This is a genomic window from Kitasatospora sp. NPDC059812, from assembly GCF_042732075.1.
Lineage (GTDB): Bacteria > Actinomycetota > Actinomycetes > Streptomycetales > Streptomycetaceae > Kitasatospora.
Window position 1 is genome coordinate 37,112 of the sequence record NZ_JBHWIO010000062.1, and the last position, 14,604, is coordinate 51,715.

Below are 14,604 nucleotides of genomic sequence, written 5' to 3' on the forward strand. Positions count from 1 at the left end.
TCCGCCCCAGGGCTCCTGGGGCGGGCGGCCGTCAGGACTCGACGAGGGTTGCGCGGTAGGCGGTGATCACCAGGTGCACGCGGTCCCGGGCGGCGAGCTTGGCCAGCAGGTGGCCGACGTGCGTTTTGACCGTGCCGGTGCTGACGGACAGCTGCTCGGCGATCTCGGCGTTGGTCAACCCGCGGCCGATCAGTGTCAGCACCTCCAACTCCCGCCCGGTGACGGCGCGCAGGACCCGCTCCCGCTCGTCGCCGCCGGGTGCGGCGGTCGCCGGCTCGGCGGCGGGCCGGGCGGCGAACTCGCGGATCAGCCGGCGGGTGACGCTCGGGGCCAGCAGCGCCTCCCCGGCGGCGACCACCCGGATCGCGGCCAGCAGTTCCTCGGGCGGGGTCGACTTCAGCAGGAAGCCGGACGCCCCCGCGCGCAGCGCGCCGTAGATGTACTCGTCGAGGTCGAAGGTGGTGAGGATCAGGATCCGCACGGCGCTCTCGGCGGTGATCTGCCGGGTGGCCGCCAGGCCGTCTGTGCCCGGCATCCGGATGTCCATCAGCACCACGTCCGGCTGCCCGGCGCGGGCCAGCCGGACGGCCTGCGCCCCGTCGGCGGCCTCGCCCACCACCTCGAAGCCGTCGGCGGCGGCCACGATCCCGGCCAGGCCCGCCCGTACCAGGGTCTGGTCGTCGGCCACCACGACCCGGATCGGTGGGCCGGCGGGTGCCCCGTTCGCGGCGTCTCCCGTCACGACGTTTCCTGCCCGCCCGCGTCGGCCAGCGGCAGCACGGCGCGCACCCGGAACCCGCCGCCCGGCAGCGGCCCGGCCTCCAACCGGCCCTCGTACAGCCCGACCCGCTCGGCCATTCCCGCCAATCCGTGCCCGCCGACCCCGACCGGCCCGCCGCGACCGGCGTCGCTCACCTCCAGCACCAGCGCCTCCTCCTCGAACTCCACGGCGACCCGCGCCTCGGCCGCGTGCGCGTGCTTCACCACGTTGGTCAGCGCCTCCTGGACGATCCGGAACGCGGACAGCTCGACCCCGTCGGACAGCTCCCGGACCACGCCGCCCACCCGCAGCTCCACCCGCACCCCGGCCTCGGCGCTGCTCGCCACCAGCCGGTCCAGATCGGCCAGCCGGGGCGCGGGCGCGAGCCCGGCCCCGTCGGCGCCGCGCAGGACGGTCAGCAGGCCGCGCATCTCGACCATCGCGTCCCGGCTCACCGCCTGGATCGCGGCCAGCGCCTGCTCGGCCTGCGCCGGATTCCGCCCGATCACGAAACGGCCGTACCCGGCCTGGACGTTGACCACGCTCATGCTGTGCGCGATCACGTCGTGCAGCTCCCGGGCCAGCCGGATCCGCTCCTCGGCCAGCTCCGCCGTGGCCAGGTCGACCTGGTGCCGGCGCAACTCGGCGCCGTACGCCCGGTAGCGGGCCACCGCGCAGCCGAGCGCCCACGCGGTGACGACCTCCAGCGCGGACAGCACGAGGTTGTTCCACAGCTCCCGCGACCCGAACCGGCTCAGCCCGGCCCCGACCAGGCCGAACGCCAGGACGGTGAGGCCCAGCCGCATCGGCCCGGCAGCCGCGACCAGGTAGACGACCATCGCCGCCGCGACCACCACCAGGAACCCGGCCAGGTTGGCGATCGTCAGCTGCCCGGCCACCGCGACCACCACCGCCCAGGCGGCGAACACCACCCCGGCCGCGGCCACCGGCGCGAGCCGGCGCAGCCCGGCGGCCGCGCCCACCGCCACCACGCACACCAGCACCGTCACCAGCTCCGCCGACGTCGGCTTCGGGTAGCCGCGGTGGTGCGGGTCGAACACCCGGTAGGCGTCCAGCACCCGGAACCAGGTGAGCACGGTCAGGGCCAGCGAGACCGCCAGGTCGACCGCGACCCAGTGGCCCGGGCGCAGCCTCCTGGTCACCGGCGGATGCGGAGCACGGGGCATTTCCCCAGGCTAGCGGCGGCCCCCGCGCCCGGCATCGCCCTGTGGGCCTACGACCACGGGCAGAGGCCGGCCCCGCCGAACGCCGTGATCTCCCCCCACGGCGGGACGCCCCGCACCGGGCCCGGGCGGGAGCGTGGAGCCCGCGTCGGCCCCCTCGGCCGACCAGGAAACCCGGAAAGGCACCACGATGATCGAGGTACGCGACCTCACCAAGCGCTACGGCGGCGCCGTCGCCGTGGACGGGCTGACCTTCACGGTCCGGCCGGGACAGGTCACCGGCTTCCTCGGGCCGAACGGCTCGGGCAAGTCCACCACGCTGCGGATGATCCTCGGCCTGGACGCCCCGACCAGCGGGCGGGCGACCGTCAACGGCCGGCCGTACGCGGCCCTGCGCCACCCGCTGCGGGAAGTCGGGGCGATGCTCGACGCCGGCGCCGTCCACCCCGCCCGCTCCGCCTATCACCACCTGCTCGGCATCGCCGTCACCAACGGCATCGGGCCGTCCCGGGTCCGCGAGGTGCTGGCCCGCACCGGCCTGGAACAGGCGACCCGCCGCAAGGCCGGGCGGTTCTCCCTCGGCATGAAGCAGCGCCTCGGCATCGCCGCCGCCCTGCTCGGCGACCCGCCCGTCCTACTGCTCGACGAACCGGTCAACGGGCTCGACCCGGAGGGCGTGCACTGGATCCGCACCCTGCTGCGCGACCTGGCCGCCGAGGGCCGGACCGTCCTGCTCTCCTCGCACCTGATGAGCGAGACGGCCGTCACCGCCGACCACCTGGTGATCATCGGGCGCGGCCGGCTCGTCGCGGACCGCCCCACCGCCGACTTCCTCGCCGAGAACGCGCGCACCGACGTCCTGGTCCGGTGCGCCCGGCCGGCCGAACTGGCCCGGCTGCTGCGCGCCGCCGGGGCCGCCCCGGTCACCGATGAGCCCGGCGGGGCACTGGCCGTCGGCGGCCTGGAACCGGCGGCGATCGGCGAGCTGGCCGCGGCGCACGGCCTCGGCGTCCACGAACTCACCGTCCGGCAGGCCTCGTTGGAGCAGGCGTTCCTGGACGCCACCGGCGAGACCGTCGACTACCGCGCCACCACCGGTCCGTCCGGAAGGCGGACTGCATGACGGCCACCACCACTACGTCCGGAAAGAGGACCACATGACCGCCCCCACCACCCGAGGCGCACTGGCCGGCGAGTGGGTCAAGCTGCGCAGCGTCCGCGCGACCCCGCTCACCGCCGTCGTCGCGCTCGCCGCCGCCCTGTTCATCGGCCTGATCGACTACGGCAGCGCCGCCGACAACTGGGACGTCTGGACGGCCGTCCAGCGCGAGCGCTTCGACCCCGTCCGCTACGGCTTCTCCGGCGGCTTCTACGTCGCCGTCCTGGCGATCGGCACGCTGGGGACCCTGGCCGCCTCCAGCGAGTACACCACCGGCCAGATCCGCAGCACCCTGGCCGCCGTGCCCCGGCGGGGCCAGGTGTTCGCGGCCAAGGCGCTGGTGGTCGGCGGGGTGTCGGCGCTGCTCGGGCAGCTGCTGGCGTTCCTGACCTTCCTGCTCGGCCAACGGGCCCTGGCCGGGAAGCACCTGGCCGTGTCGCTCGGCGACCCGGGCGTGGCGCGCGCGGTCGTCGGCTGCGGCGTGTTCCTCTCCGTCTTCGCCCTGCTCGGCCTGGCGCTCGGCTTCCTGGTGCGCCACACCGCGGGCGCCGTCGCCGTGCTGTTCGGCCTGTTCTTCCTCTCGCCAATGCTGCTGGCGCCGCTCGGTGACGGTGCCACCCGGTTCGGCCTGCAGAGCGTCTTCGAGGGCCTGGGCAGTACCGTCGCCTCCGCGGGCGGCACCGACCGGCTCGGCGCGGCCGGCTGTCTGGCCACCCTCGCCGGCTACCTCGCCGTCGCCCTCACCCTGGCCGCCCTCAGCCTGACCCGCCGGGACGCCTGAGCACTACGGGACGCCTGAGTACTGTCGGTGGCGGCTGCGATGATCCGCCCATGGACCTCGCCCACGCCCTCGACGGACTCGACGCCCACCCCTGGGCATCCGTGTCGCACGCCTACGGACCCGCCGAAGACCTGCCCGGCCTGCTGCGCGCGCTCGCCGCCGGCGGCGAGCAGGCCGACGAGGCGCTCGCCGAGCTCTACTCGTGCATCCTCCACCAAGGCTCGGTGTACACCGCCAGCGCGGACGCCGTCCCCTATCTGGCCCGGATCGCGGCGGCCGGTTGCGGGACGGTCGAAGTCCTGGGCCTGCTCGGCGGGTTGGCCGAGAGCGAGAGCGAAGGAGAGTGGGACGGGGAGCGGGGTGGCGGCGGGGAGGGCCCGCCCGCCCCCGTCCGGGCCGCCGTCGTCGGCCAACTCCCGCTGCTGCTGCCGCTGCTGGCGGACGGCAGCGCCGGCGTCCGGCAGGCCGCCGCCTGGGCCGTCGGCCAGACCAGGGCCGTCGAGCCCGCCCTGTCCGCGCTGCGCCGCCGCTGGGCGAGCGAGGCCGACCCTGTCGTCCGCGGTGAACTGCTCACCGCCCTCGGCCGGTTGGACCGGTCCGGGGCCGCCGCCGAGGCCGGGCCGCTGCTGGGCGAGGACACGCCGGCGCCGCTGCGCCTGGCCGCGGTCCTCGCCGGGCTGGACGCGGGCGAGCCGTGGACGGGCGCCCACCACGCCGCTGTCCTCGCCCTGCTGCCCGCCGACCCGGTCGCCGCCGACCGGTACGACCTGGACCGCCGGGAGCCGTTGCGCGCGATCACCGAGGAGCTGCTGCTGCGCGAGACGCCCGCCGACCGCGACGCCGCCTACGCCCTGCTCGACCGGGCCCTGCGCGACGAGCGCCCCGAGGTGCGGGCCGAGGCCGTCTGGGCGGCCGACCACGCCTGCCAGCTGTCGCGCAGCGCGCCCCGGCGGCTGCTTCCGGCGCTCGCCCAGCTCGTCGCCGACCCCGACGTGGTGCACCTGCTCGGCAACCTCGGCCCGGCCGCCGCCGAGGCCGCTCCGGGGCTGGCCGCCCGGGCCGCGCAGGCCGAGGACGGGCCCGCCGACGAGGCCCTGGCCGCGCTCGTCCTGGTCGCACCCCGGACGGCGGCCCCGCTGCTCGCCCGTGCCCTGGGCCGGAGCCCGCGCGCGCTGGAGGCCGCGGCCGGCCAGCGGGCCCCCGCCGACGCGCCGTTCCCCTTCGACCCCGAGCTGCTCGCCGCCGTCCGCGCCCGGCTGACGGCCGGGCAGCTCGGCGGCAACGAGCACCACCAGCTGTTCCGCCTGGTGCGCCAGTGGGGCCGCGCGGCCGCCCCGGCCCTGCCCGAGCTGTGCGCGGTGCTGCCGCACCGCCCGGAGGCGGCGGCCGCCGTCGCGGCCGTCGCGGTGGACGGCCCGGCGGCGGAGCGTGACCGCGCCGCCGCCGCGCTGCGGGAGGTGCCCGGTTCCGTCGCGGCGGCCCGGGCGCTGTACGACCTCACCGGCGATCCCGAGGCGCTGCTCGGGGTACTCGCCGACCGGCTCGCGGCCGGCCCGTACGCGGTCGCCGAGGCCGCCCGGGCCGCCGCCGGCCTGGGGCCCGAGGCCCTCCCGCTGGCCCCCGCCCTGCGCGCCGCGCTCAGCGCCGGAGGCGTGCCCGACACCTCCCCGATGCCCGACACCTCTCCAGTGCCCGACACCTCGCCGGTGCTGGAGGCCGACCTGGCGGTGGCCGACGCGCTGTGGCGGATCACCGGGGCCGCGGCCGAGGTCGTCCCGATCCTGGACGGCGTCCTGCGGCGCGCCGATGACGGGGCGTGGTTCGACCGGACGGCCGTCCGCGCGGCCCGCGTCGCCGCCCTCCTGGGGCCGGCCGCCCGCCCGCTCACCGCCAGGCTCGACGGGCTGCTCGCCGACCGGGTGAAGGCCCCGGCCGCCGTGCTGGCCCTCCTCGCGGTGGCCGACGGCGCCGCTCTCGACCGCGGCCGCCTGGTCGAGGCCGCCCTGCGCGCGGCCGAGACCGGGTCGGACCTCCGGGGCGCGGGCGAGGCCCTGGCGGCCCTGGGCACCACCGCCCTGGACGACGGTCAGCGCCGCCGCCTCGCCGATCTCGCCGGGCGCGACCGCCGGATCGTCGGGGGCTGTTTCGCGGGCGCCGGCATCCGCGACGACGAGGCCCTGCGCGCCCTGCTGGCCGCCGTGGCCGGAGGCTGAACGGCGAACGCGGTGCCGGCCTCCCCGCCAGGGGTGAGGCCGGCACCGCGCCGGTGTCGTGCGTCAGGGCAGCGGGATCCGCACGACCTGCGGGTCGTGGTCGCTCAGCTGGGTGCTGAACTCGCTGTTGATGTGCACGATGTCGTAGCTGTACGGCTTCGCCGCCAGTGCGCCGGAGATGAGGATGTGGTCCAGCACCTGGGAGTTGCCCTCGTACACGTAGGTGTAGCGCTCGGGCAGCGGCAGGGTGCGCGGCAGGTCGGTCAGCGAGCCGCCGGCGGTGAGGATGTCGGCGGTCTGCGAGAACTCGAAGTCGTTGAGGTCGCCGAGCACGATGACCGCCGCGTTCGGGTCCACCGCCAGGATCTGGTCGGTGAAGCTCTTCACCGCCGTCGCCTGGTTGTGGCGCTGGGTCTCGGACGGGTGCGCGGGCGGCTGGTAGCGGCCGAACAGGGGCTGGTCCCCGCCCTTGGAGTTGAAGTGGTTGGCGATCACGAAGACCGGCTTGCCGTTCCAGCGGAACTCGCCGGCGAGCGGCTTGCGGCTGGAGTTGAACGCCGTGTTGGTCGGGTCGATCCGGCCGGGGGAGTAGGCGAGTTGGGGCGTGCCGCCGTTGTTGACCACCGAGTCGGCGGTGGTGGAGCCGGCGCCGGGGCGGTCGGTGAAGCTCAGGCCGCGGTCGGTGCGGAACAGGAACACCTGGCGGATGTTGCCGCCGGGCTGGCCGCCGTCCTGGCCGTCCACCGGGTCGATCTGGCGGTAGGAGTAGGCCGGGCCGCCGGCCGCCGAGATGGCGGCGGTGAGCTTGGCGAGGGTCTGGTCGGGGGCGGTGGTGCCGTCGTCGGTGGGGCCGCTGTTGTCCTGGATCTCCTCCAGGGCGACGAGGTCGGGCGCGCGCAGGTTGGTGACGATGCCCGCCGCGAGGCCGTCGAACTTGCTCTGCGGGTCGGCGGGGGAGAGGTTCTCCACGTTGAAGGTGGCGGCGGCGAGCTGGCCGGCCGTCGGGGCGGCGGTGACCTCGGGGGCGAGGTTGCCGGAGGTGACTGCCGGGGTCGCGGTGACCTGGAGCTTGAAGTTGCCGAAGGAGTAGTCGAGCACGCCGACGGTCGCGCCGGTCAGGGTGTCGCCGACGTTGGCGGCCGGGGTGGGCGCGAGCGCGTTCGCCAGGGTCACCCGCTCCGGGTTGCCGTCGTTCGCCTGGAGCAGGATGCCGCCCCGGTTGGTGCGGGTGGTGCTGCCCTGGGGCACGACGGGGAGGTCGCCGTACTTGTTGCTGGGGCCGACCACGGCCGCGTTGTCGATCTCGACCCGCATGCCCTCCAGCGAGGCCCAGAAGTCGATGCCGTCGGTGGCGGGTTGGTAGTTCCCGGCGGTCTCGACGTCCCCGCCGGTGACGCTGGAGATCACCGCCGCCGGGGGCACCCGCCCGCCGGGGCCGACCAGGGTGGGCGCGGGCAGCGGCGCGTTGTGGGCGATCACCGTGACGCTGGGCGCGGTGAGTTCGGTGATCGACAGGTTGGTGGTGCCGCCGCTGCCGCCGGGGCGGTACTGGCTGACGGTGGCGCTCACCGTGACGGAGTCGCCGACGGCGACGGTGGGGGCGCCGGCGGTGTAGACGTAGACGCCCTCGCTGGTGCCGGGGTCGTTGTCGGGCTGCGGGTCCTGGTACCAGAAGCCGTTGGGCCCGACGGCGGTGACCACGCCGGGCACCGCGCTCACGGCGCTGCCGGCGAGCGGGGAGGTGCGGGCCGCGCCCTGGATGTCGTGTATTCGGGCGCCGGTGGTGGTGCCGCCGCCGGTGGAGGCGGAGTTGCGCGGCGTTGGGGCGCCGATGGTGAAGTCCGCCGCGTTGTTGTCGGTGTCGGTGGCGCCGCCGCCGACGCGCAGGGCGGCGGTGGCGTTGGACAGGTTGCCGGTCGGCGAGCCCTCGGCGGAGCTGGCGCTCGACCCGTAGCCGACCAGGTCCTTCACCCCGGGCTGCGTCGCGCAGCCCGAACCGCAGGTCAGCGCCGTGCCGTTGGTGACCAGCGCGACCTTGCCGGAGGTCGCGGCCAGGTTGAGGGTCCCGGTGGCGTCCGGCGTCGGCAGTGCCGCGCCCGTCCCGGCCCCGGCGGCCTCCTGCACCAGGAGGAAACGCCCCGGCGCGATCGTGCCGGACAGCGTGGTCCGCCCCCAGGACGTGCCGCCCGCCGAGGCGTACTGCACCGTCCAGCCGGTGACGGACACCGGCGCGGTGCCGCGGTTGTACAGCTCGATGAAGTCGTTGGCGTACGGGGCACCGGAGTTGCCGCCCCCGCCGTACACCTGGCTGATCACCACGTCGGGTGACGCCGCCTGGGCGACGCCGCCGGGCAGCGCCAGCAGCGCCCCCACCACGGCTGCGGCGGACGCCCCCGCCATCGCTCTGCGCCGGACTCGCTGGGTACTCCGCATGAGCTTCCTCCTGACGGCCGCTCGGGCTGGTGGCCCGGCGGTCTGAGCACGGACAAGAAAGTTCGGGCGCTGCGGTTCTAGCAACGCCACCCGATCCCTACCGTGCGCGGCGGGCGACGGCCAGATGTACGGCGGAAGAATGGTTCGTGAGGCGACAAGTGGGAAGCGGGGTTCCGGGCAAGCCCAGCGGGACGCGCTGTCAGTGCCGCCCCCTAGGTTGGGGGTTGTCGGTGAGCGGGGCCGCGAACAGGCCCCGCCTCGCCTCCCGTCTCTGTTGCCCGAAAACCCGAAAGGGGACTTCGTCGTGTCCGTCGCCGTGGAAGAGCAGGTCACCTACCTCGAACTGTCCGAGGAGGAAGGGAGCGCGCACAAGTTCTACGAGGTGCGGCTCGTCGGCAGTACGGTGACGGTCAGGTACGGGCGGATCGGCGAGGAGGGGCAGGCTAAGTCGACCAGCTTCCCGAGCGCCGAGAAGGCCGCCGCGTCGGCGGCCAAGAAGATCGGTGAGAAGGTCCGCAAGGGCTACGCGCCGGCCGTCCAGGGCGTGCGCCAGCGCCGGGCGGTGACCAGGCGGCAGCTCGTCAGCACCCGTTCGACGGCGAACCAGGCGCCGCTGCTGTGGCGGTTCCGCTCCGGCTCGCCGGCTTTCGGCGTCTTCGTCGGCGAGGAGCACGCCTGGGTCGGCAACGAGCGCGGCGACGTCTACACCCTCACCCACGACGGCGAGGTCACCGCCCGGTTCGGCCTGCCGGACGGCGTCAAGTGCATCGTCGCCGACGACTGGTGGATCTACGCGGGCTGCGACGACGGCAAGGTGTACGACCTGGGTGGGAAGGTCCCCCGGGTGGCGTACGAGATAGCCGAGGACGTGGACATCTTCTGGCTCGACATCCACGACGGCGTCCTCGGCGTCGCCGACGAACGCGGCGGGCTGACCACCGTCGACCACGAGGACGAGTTCCAGTGGCGCCGCAAGGCCGAGGGCCGCTCCGGCTGGATGGTGCGCTGCGACGCGGACGGCGTCTACCACGGCCACTCGCGCGGCGTCGCCCGCTACGCGGCGCGCGGCGGCGACCAGCTGTGGCACACCGCGACCAAGGGCGAGGTGCTGTTCGGCTGGCAGGAGGCCGACGAGGTGTTCGCCGGCACCGGGCGCGGCTGGGTGCACCGGCTGCGCAAGTCCGACGGCTCCGAGGTCGCCGCCTACCGCTGCGACGCCGCCGTGTTCTCCTGCGCGGCCTCCCCGGACGGCGAGTACGTCTTCGCCGGGGACAACCACTCCTCGGTGTACTGCTTCGCCGCCGACGGCACCCGGCTGTGGAAGCTCGCCACCGGCTGCGGCTCCGCGTACAGCATGCAGTACCGGGACGGCCGGCTCTACCTGGTGACCACGGACGGCTCGCTCGCCTGCCTGGACGCGAGCGAGCAGGCCGTCCGGGCGGCCGAGGCCGGGACCCTGCCGGCCACCGCCGAGGTGCGTAACGCCGGCTGGGAGGCGGTGCGGCCGGGCACGGCCCTGGAGACGGTGGTCACCGGCACCGGCGGCCTGCCCGGCGGCGGGATCGAGGTCGAGTGCGTGCAGGACGGCGCCCGGCTGCGGGTGCGGGTGGTGTCGGCGGGCTTCGACCCGGGCCGGCGGGTGCAGTTCCCGAAGGACGTCCGGGTCGCGGGGGCGCGGTACCTGGTCGCCGAGGTGCGGGAGTCCGCCTCGGGCGGCTTCTACCGGGCGCGCGGCGAGATCAAGCGCCTGCTCTGAACGCCCCCGGTGCGGCGGCGGACACCACGTCGCCGCCGCACCGGGCCGGGATCAGCTCAGCCGCAGCACCAGCTTGCCGGTGTTCTCCCCGCGGAAGAGCATCCCGAGGACCGCCGGGAAGTCGTCCACCGTCCCCTCCACCACGTGCTCCTTGACCTTGATCCGGCCGTCCGCGATCCAGCCCGCGAGCTCCCGGGCCGCCTCCGGGTAGCGGGGCGCGTAGTCGAACACCACGAAGCCCTCCATCCGGGCCCGCCGCACCAGCAGTGACAGGTAGTTGGACGGGCCCTGCACGGCGGTCTCGTTGTTGTACTGGCTGATCGCCCCGCAGAGCACCACCCGGGCGTGCATCGCGAGCCGGGTGAGCGCGGCGTCCAGGACGTCCCCGCCGACGTTGTCGAAGTACACGTCGATGCCGTCGGGCGCGTGGTCGCGCAGCGCCTTGCGGAGGTCCTCGGAGTGGTAGTCGATCGCCGCGTCGAAGCCCAGTTCCCCGGTGAGCAGCGCGCACTTCTCGGGGCCGCCCGCGATGCCGACCACCCGGCAGCCCTTGATCCTGGCGATCTGCCCGACCAGGCTGCCGACGGCCCCGGCGGCGCCGGAGACCACCACGGTCTCGCCCTCCTTGAGCGCCCCGACGTCCAGCAGCCCGAAGTAGGCGGTCATCCCGGGTAGGCCGAGCGCGCCGAGGTACGTCGACAGCGGCGCGAGCGCGGGGTCGACCTTCAGTGCGCCGTTGCCGTCCGAGACCACGTACTCCTGGACGCCGAAGCTGCCGACCACGTGGTCGCCGACGCGGAACTTCGGGTGGTCGGACTCGACGACCTCGACCACGGACCCGGCCCGCATCACCTCGCCCAGCCCGACCGGCGGCAGGTAGGACGGCCGGTCGTCCAGCCACCCGCGCATCGCCGGGTCGAGCGACACGTACCGCGTCCGCCCCACGAACTCCCCGGGCCCGGCCGCCCCCACCGGCTCCGACCCGTGTGCCCAGTCCTCCGCCCGCACCTCCCCGACCGGCCGACGGGCGAGGCGGATCTGACGGTTGGTCGCGGTCATGACGTCTCCTGGGGGCGCGCGCGGGCCTGCACTGGAGGCCCGAGTCTAAGCAAGCGCTTAGTCATCTGACCAGTGCCCGCCCGGCGCGTCGACGTCAGCGGCCTGGCCGGTAGTAGGCGTCGAGGGGTGCGCGCGCCTCGTCGAACAGGGCCGGGCCGTCCTGGGCCACCGTCGGCCAGGCGCCCGACTGCGGGTTGAGCTCGACGAGTTGCTCGGTGGAGAGCGCGAAGACCACCCGGCCGAGGCCGGAGCGGACGATGCCGCCGGCGCACATGCCGCAGGGCTGGCAGCTGGTGTAGAGGGTGGTGCGGGCGGCCAGGTCCGGGTCGAGTTCGCGGGCCGCCCAGCGGGCGAGCTTCAGCTCCGGGTGGGCCGTGATGTCGTCGTCGCGCCGCACCGTGTTGTGTGCCTCGGCGAGGATCGCGCCGTCCGGGCCGGCCAGCAGGGAGCCGTACGGTGCGTCGCCCAGGGCGACCGCCCGGGCCGCGAGGGCGACGGCGCGCCGCAGGAGGGTTTCGTCGGCCGGGGTGATCACGATCGGTCCTTCCAGTGGGTGGCCACGGTGGTGAGCGCCTGCCAGGCCGCGCGGGGCCGACGGGTCTCCTCCGGATCGCCGTGGTAGGGGTCGAGGACGACGGTGTCCGCGCCGAGCAGCCGCAGCTGGTCGAGGTCGTCGAGGACCTGCTCGACGGTGCCGACCCCGGCGGGCCGCTCGGGATCGTCGACCGGCGCCTCGGTGATCCGCAGGGCGATGCGGGGGGAGAACCCCGGCAGCGAGTGCTCCGCCAGGATGGAGCGCATCAGGGGCAGGGGGAGCCGCAGCGGGTGCCAGGCATCGCCGAACCTGACCGCGCGCCGGATCGCCGCCTCGCTGTGGCCGCCGACCCAGACGGGCGTCGGGGCGGCGTGGCCCCCCGTCCCCATCTCCGCCCCCGGAGTCTCCGGACGCCAGGCGTCCCGCAGCACGCCCAGGTACTCGTCGGTCAGCCGGCCGCGCGCGGCGAACGGCACGCCGAGCGCGTCGAACTCCTGCCGCGCCCAGCCGACGCCCACCCCGAGGACGAACCGGCCGCCGCTGAGCCGGCTGAGGTTGGCGGCCAGCCGGGCCGTCAGCAGCGGGTGCCGGTAGGGCAGGATCAGCACGCTCGTGCCCAGCCGCAGGTCCGTGGTGAGACCGGCGAGCCAGGACAGCGTGGTGAACGGCTCGTAGAACGGCTCCGGGTACCGCACGGCCACGTCCGGGGTGATGGTCACATGGTCCGACAGCATGAGGAGGTCGAAGCCGAGCCCCTCCGAGGTCCGCGCCCATTCGCGCAGCACGCCGGGGTCCGTCCCGGGCCCGAAGTTCGGTACGTTGACGCCAAGTTGCATGGACCGAGGCTATCCCGGTGATCATGGCGGACGGAACCGAACCATCCCGGTGATCACCGCTCTCCGCCGTGGTTCTGCCGGTAGAATCACACAATGGCCGTGAATCTCGACGACGTCGACTGGCAGATCATCGGACAGCTGCAACGGGAGGCCCGGATCTCCCTCAGCGAGCTGGGGCGGCGGGTGAACCTCAGCTCGTCCGCCACCACGGAACGGGTGCGGAACCTGGAGGCGCTGGGCGTCATCACCGGCTACCACGCCGTGGTCGACCTGGCCAAGGTCGGTTACCCCGTGCTCGCCGTCGTCCGGCTGAAGTACCCGGGCAACCGGCACGAGCCGCTGCGCCGGCTGCTCGCCGAGCGGCGGGAGCTCCTGGAGTGCCTGCGCACCACCGGCGACGACTGCTACACCCTCAAGGTCGCCGCGACCTCCATGGAGCATCTGGAGACGCTCGTGGACGAGCTGGCCGGCTTCGGCAGCACGACCACGAGCGTCGTCTACAGCCAGACCCTGCCCACCCGCGGCCCCGACCGGCCCTGAGCCGCCGCGCCCCTCGGCGCGGCCGGACGCCGGGTCAGCCGTGCCCGGTCGAGGGCTGCCAGCCGAGGGCGGGGCCGAGGCGGGTGGCGAGGTCGGTGAGGATCTGCACGTAGTCCTGGTGGTCGAAGGTGAAGGGCAGGGCGAAGGCGACCTCGTCGACCTCCTGGTAGCCGGCGTGGGCGTGCAGCCGCTCGGCGATCTCCTCGGACGGGCCGACCAGATCGGGCGCGAACACCATCCGGGCCGGGCCCTGTGGGGCGAGGGTGCGCGGGGTGCGGGCGAGGGCGTACGCCTGGTACTTGGCGCGCTGTTCGGGGCTGGCGCCGTCGGTGGGGATGACGACGAGGCCCTGGGAGACGCGGGCGCGCTCGCCGTCGGGGTGCTGGGCGCGGAAGGCACGGATCTGGGTGCGCTGGATCTCGGCGAAGTCCTCGGACTCCCCGGGCTCCCCGGCCTTGACGATGCTGCTGGTGAGCAGGTTGAGCCCGTGCTCGCCGGCCCAGCGGGCGGAGCGCAGGCTGCCGGCGCCGTACCAGAGCCGGGAGGCGAGGCCGGGGGAGTGCGGCTGGACCCGGCGGGAGTACACCTCGATGCCCTCGGTGCCGGCGAAGTCGGAGGCGGGTTCGCCGCGGACGAGGCCGAGGAGGCGCTCGGCGCGACCGGTCCCGAAGTCCTCGTGCTCGCCGGTGTCGGGGTGGAGCGCGCCGCGGACCCGGTCGTAGTGGGTGGGCGGGCCGACGCTGAAGCCGGGGTTGAGGCGGCCGCCGGACAGGATGTCGACGGTGGCGAGGTCCTCGGCGAGGCGCAGCGGGTTCTCCCAGCCGAGCGGGGTGACGGCGGTGCCGAGGTGGATGCGGCTGGTGCGCTGGGAGGCGGCGGCGAGGACGGCGACGGGGGAGGAGATCCCGTACTGGAGGTGGCGGTGGCGCAGCCAGGCGCTGTCGAAGCCGAGCTGCTCGCCGAGGGTGATGAGGTCGAGGGTGGCCTCGTGGCCCCGGCGCGGGTCGGCCTCGTCGAACAGTCCGATGGTCAGGAAGCCGAGTTTCCGCAGCGGTCGTGGGGTCGGCGGCATGGTGGGTGGCTCCGGGTGGTGTGAGGCGGCCCCGGGAGGGCCGGGCGGGTGGTGCCCGTCGAACGTACGCAGGCGGCTCGCGTCCCCACAAGATCGGCGCGGGATCGGACATCGGCGCGCAACACGGCGCAATCCCCCCTCAATACCGACCCGGTACGGGGCGGGGGGGGGGGGCGCCCCCCGCGGGGGGGCGCGCGGGGCGCGGGGGGGGGGTGGGGGGGGGCGCAGGCGGGGCGGGGGGGGGGCGGGGGTGTGGTGGGCGGGGTAGTAGGGCGG

Annotated in this window: 12 protein-coding genes; 5 read left to right on the forward strand and 7 right to left on the reverse strand. The window is 75.1% G+C overall.

Annotated elements, in window-relative coordinates; genetic code table 11:
* Positions 1–31: 31 nt before the first annotated feature.
* Both ACFV6D_RS26890 and ACFV6D_RS26895 read right to left on the reverse strand, forming a co-directional pair.
* Positions 32–742 carry a response regulator gene (locus ACFV6D_RS26890; RefSeq protein WP_380561366.1) on the reverse strand — a complete coding sequence of 237 codons (711 nt, stop codon included), beginning with the start codon at positions 740–742 and terminating at the stop codon, positions 32–34.
* The gene (locus ACFV6D_RS26895; RefSeq protein ID WP_380376020.1) at positions 739–1,947 is read right to left on the reverse strand and encodes a sensor histidine kinase; all 1,209 of its coding nucleotides are present in this window, start codon (positions 1,945–1,947) and stop codon (positions 739–741) included. Before ACFV6D_RS26895 ends, ACFV6D_RS26890 begins: the two co-directional genes overlap by 4 nt.
* 187 nt (positions 1,948–2,134) lie before the next feature.
* Between ACFV6D_RS26895 and ACFV6D_RS26900 the strand changes: the two genes are divergently transcribed.
* The 3 genes from ACFV6D_RS26900 to ACFV6D_RS26910 are packed head-to-tail and all read left to right on the forward strand — an operon-like array spanning position 2,135 to position 6,097.
* Positions 2,135–3,067, forward strand: coding sequence for an ABC transporter ATP-binding protein (locus tag ACFV6D_RS26900; protein WP_380561367.1), 933 nt, complete (start codon positions 2,135–2,137; stop codon positions 3,065–3,067).
* 34 nt (positions 3,068–3,101) lie between these two features.
* On the forward strand, positions 3,102–3,884 hold the full coding sequence (locus ACFV6D_RS26905; protein WP_380494269.1) for a hypothetical protein: 783 nt from the start codon (positions 3,102–3,104) through the stop codon (positions 3,882–3,884).
* A gap of 50 nt (positions 3,885–3,934) precedes the next feature.
* On the forward strand, positions 3,935–6,097 hold the full coding sequence (locus ACFV6D_RS26910; protein WP_380561368.1) for a HEAT repeat domain-containing protein: 2,163 nt from the start codon (positions 3,935–3,937) through the stop codon (positions 6,095–6,097).
* A 63-nt stretch (positions 6,098–6,160) separates the two neighbouring features.
* On the opposite strand, the gene ACFV6D_RS26915 is transcribed toward ACFV6D_RS26910, so the two are convergent.
* Positions 6,161–8,530, reverse strand: a complete 2,370-nt coding sequence (locus tag ACFV6D_RS26915) for a lamin tail domain-containing protein (RefSeq protein ID WP_380494272.1) — start codon at positions 8,528–8,530, stop codon at positions 6,161–6,163.
* 304 nt (positions 8,531–8,834) lie between these two features.
* Here ACFV6D_RS26915 and ACFV6D_RS26920 point away from each other — a divergent pair, with 304 nt between their 5' ends.
* Positions 8,835–10,286 (forward strand): WGR domain-containing protein, encoded by a 1,452-nt coding sequence (locus ACFV6D_RS26920; protein WP_380561369.1) that lies wholly within the window; start codon positions 8,835–8,837, stop codon positions 10,284–10,286.
* 51 nt (positions 10,287–10,337) lie between these two features.
* On the opposite strand, the gene ACFV6D_RS26925 is transcribed toward ACFV6D_RS26920, so the two are convergent.
* The 3 genes from ACFV6D_RS26925 to ACFV6D_RS26935 all read right to left on the reverse strand — a co-directional run bounded on the left by ACFV6D_RS26925 (position 10,338) and on the right by ACFV6D_RS26935 (position 12,716).
* Positions 10,338–11,345 (reverse strand): NADP-dependent oxidoreductase, encoded by a 1,008-nt coding sequence (locus ACFV6D_RS26925; RefSeq protein WP_380561370.1) that lies wholly within the window; start codon positions 11,343–11,345, stop codon positions 10,338–10,340.
* Between the two features lie 94 nt (positions 11,346–11,439).
* Positions 11,440–11,880 (reverse strand): nucleoside deaminase, encoded by a 441-nt coding sequence (locus ACFV6D_RS26930; RefSeq protein ID WP_063345918.1) that lies wholly within the window; start codon positions 11,878–11,880, stop codon positions 11,440–11,442.
* On the reverse strand, positions 11,877–12,716 hold the full coding sequence (locus ACFV6D_RS26935) for a TIGR03619 family F420-dependent LLM class oxidoreductase (RefSeq protein ID WP_380561371.1): 840 nt from the start codon (positions 12,714–12,716) through the stop codon (positions 11,877–11,879). Before ACFV6D_RS26935 ends, ACFV6D_RS26930 begins: the two co-directional genes overlap by 4 nt.
* A gap of 93 nt (positions 12,717–12,809) precedes the next feature.
* Here ACFV6D_RS26935 and ACFV6D_RS26940 point away from each other — a divergent pair, with 93 nt between their 5' ends.
* Positions 12,810–13,256, forward strand: a complete 447-nt coding sequence (locus ACFV6D_RS26940; protein WP_363375796.1) for an Lrp/AsnC family transcriptional regulator — start codon at positions 12,810–12,812, stop codon at positions 13,254–13,256.
* 34 nt (positions 13,257–13,290) lie between these two features.
* Here ACFV6D_RS26940 and ACFV6D_RS26945 read toward each other — a convergent pair whose 3' ends face one another.
* The gene (locus ACFV6D_RS26945; protein ID WP_380561372.1) at positions 13,291–14,328 is read right to left on the reverse strand and encodes an LLM class flavin-dependent oxidoreductase; all 1,038 of its coding nucleotides are present in this window, start codon (positions 14,326–14,328) and stop codon (positions 13,291–13,293) included.
* Between the last annotated feature and the right edge of the window lie 276 nt (positions 14,329–14,604).

What these genes read in the sequence shown, in the direction of transcription:
- ACFV6D_RS26905 (WP_380494269.1), top strand. Translation starts at nt 3,102, where the DNA reads ATGACCGCCCCCACCACCCGAGGCGCACTGGCCGGCGAGTGGGTCAAG.
- ACFV6D_RS26900 (WP_380561367.1), top strand. Translation starts at nt 2,135, where the DNA reads ATGATCGAGGTACGCGACCTCACCAAGCGCTACGGCGGCGCCGTCGCC.
- ACFV6D_RS26910 (WP_380561368.1), top strand. Translation starts at nt 3,935, where the DNA reads ATGGACCTCGCCCACGCCCTCGACGGACTCGACGCCCACCCCTGGGCA.
- ACFV6D_RS26925 (WP_380561370.1), bottom strand. Translation starts at nt 11,345, where the DNA reads ATGACCGCGACCAACCGTCAGATCCGCCTCGCCCGTCGGCCGGTCGGG.
- ACFV6D_RS26895 (WP_380376020.1), bottom strand. Translation starts at nt 1,947, where the DNA reads ATGCCCCGTGCTCCGCATCCGCCGGTGACCAGGAGGCTGCGCCCGGGC.
- ACFV6D_RS26945 (WP_380561372.1), bottom strand. Translation starts at nt 14,328, where the DNA reads ATGCCGCCGACCCCACGACCGCTGCGGAAACTCGGCTTCCTGACCATC.
- ACFV6D_RS26940 (WP_363375796.1), top strand. Translation starts at nt 12,810, where the DNA reads ATGGCCGTGAATCTCGACGACGTCGACTGGCAGATCATCGGACAGCTG.
- ACFV6D_RS26935 (WP_380561371.1), bottom strand. Translation starts at nt 12,716, where the DNA reads ATGCAACTTGGCGTCAACGTACCGAACTTCGGGCCCGGGACGGACCCC.
- ACFV6D_RS26915 (WP_380494272.1), bottom strand. Translation starts at nt 8,530, where the DNA reads ATGCGGAGTACCCAGCGAGTCCGGCGCAGAGCGATGGCGGGGGCGTCC.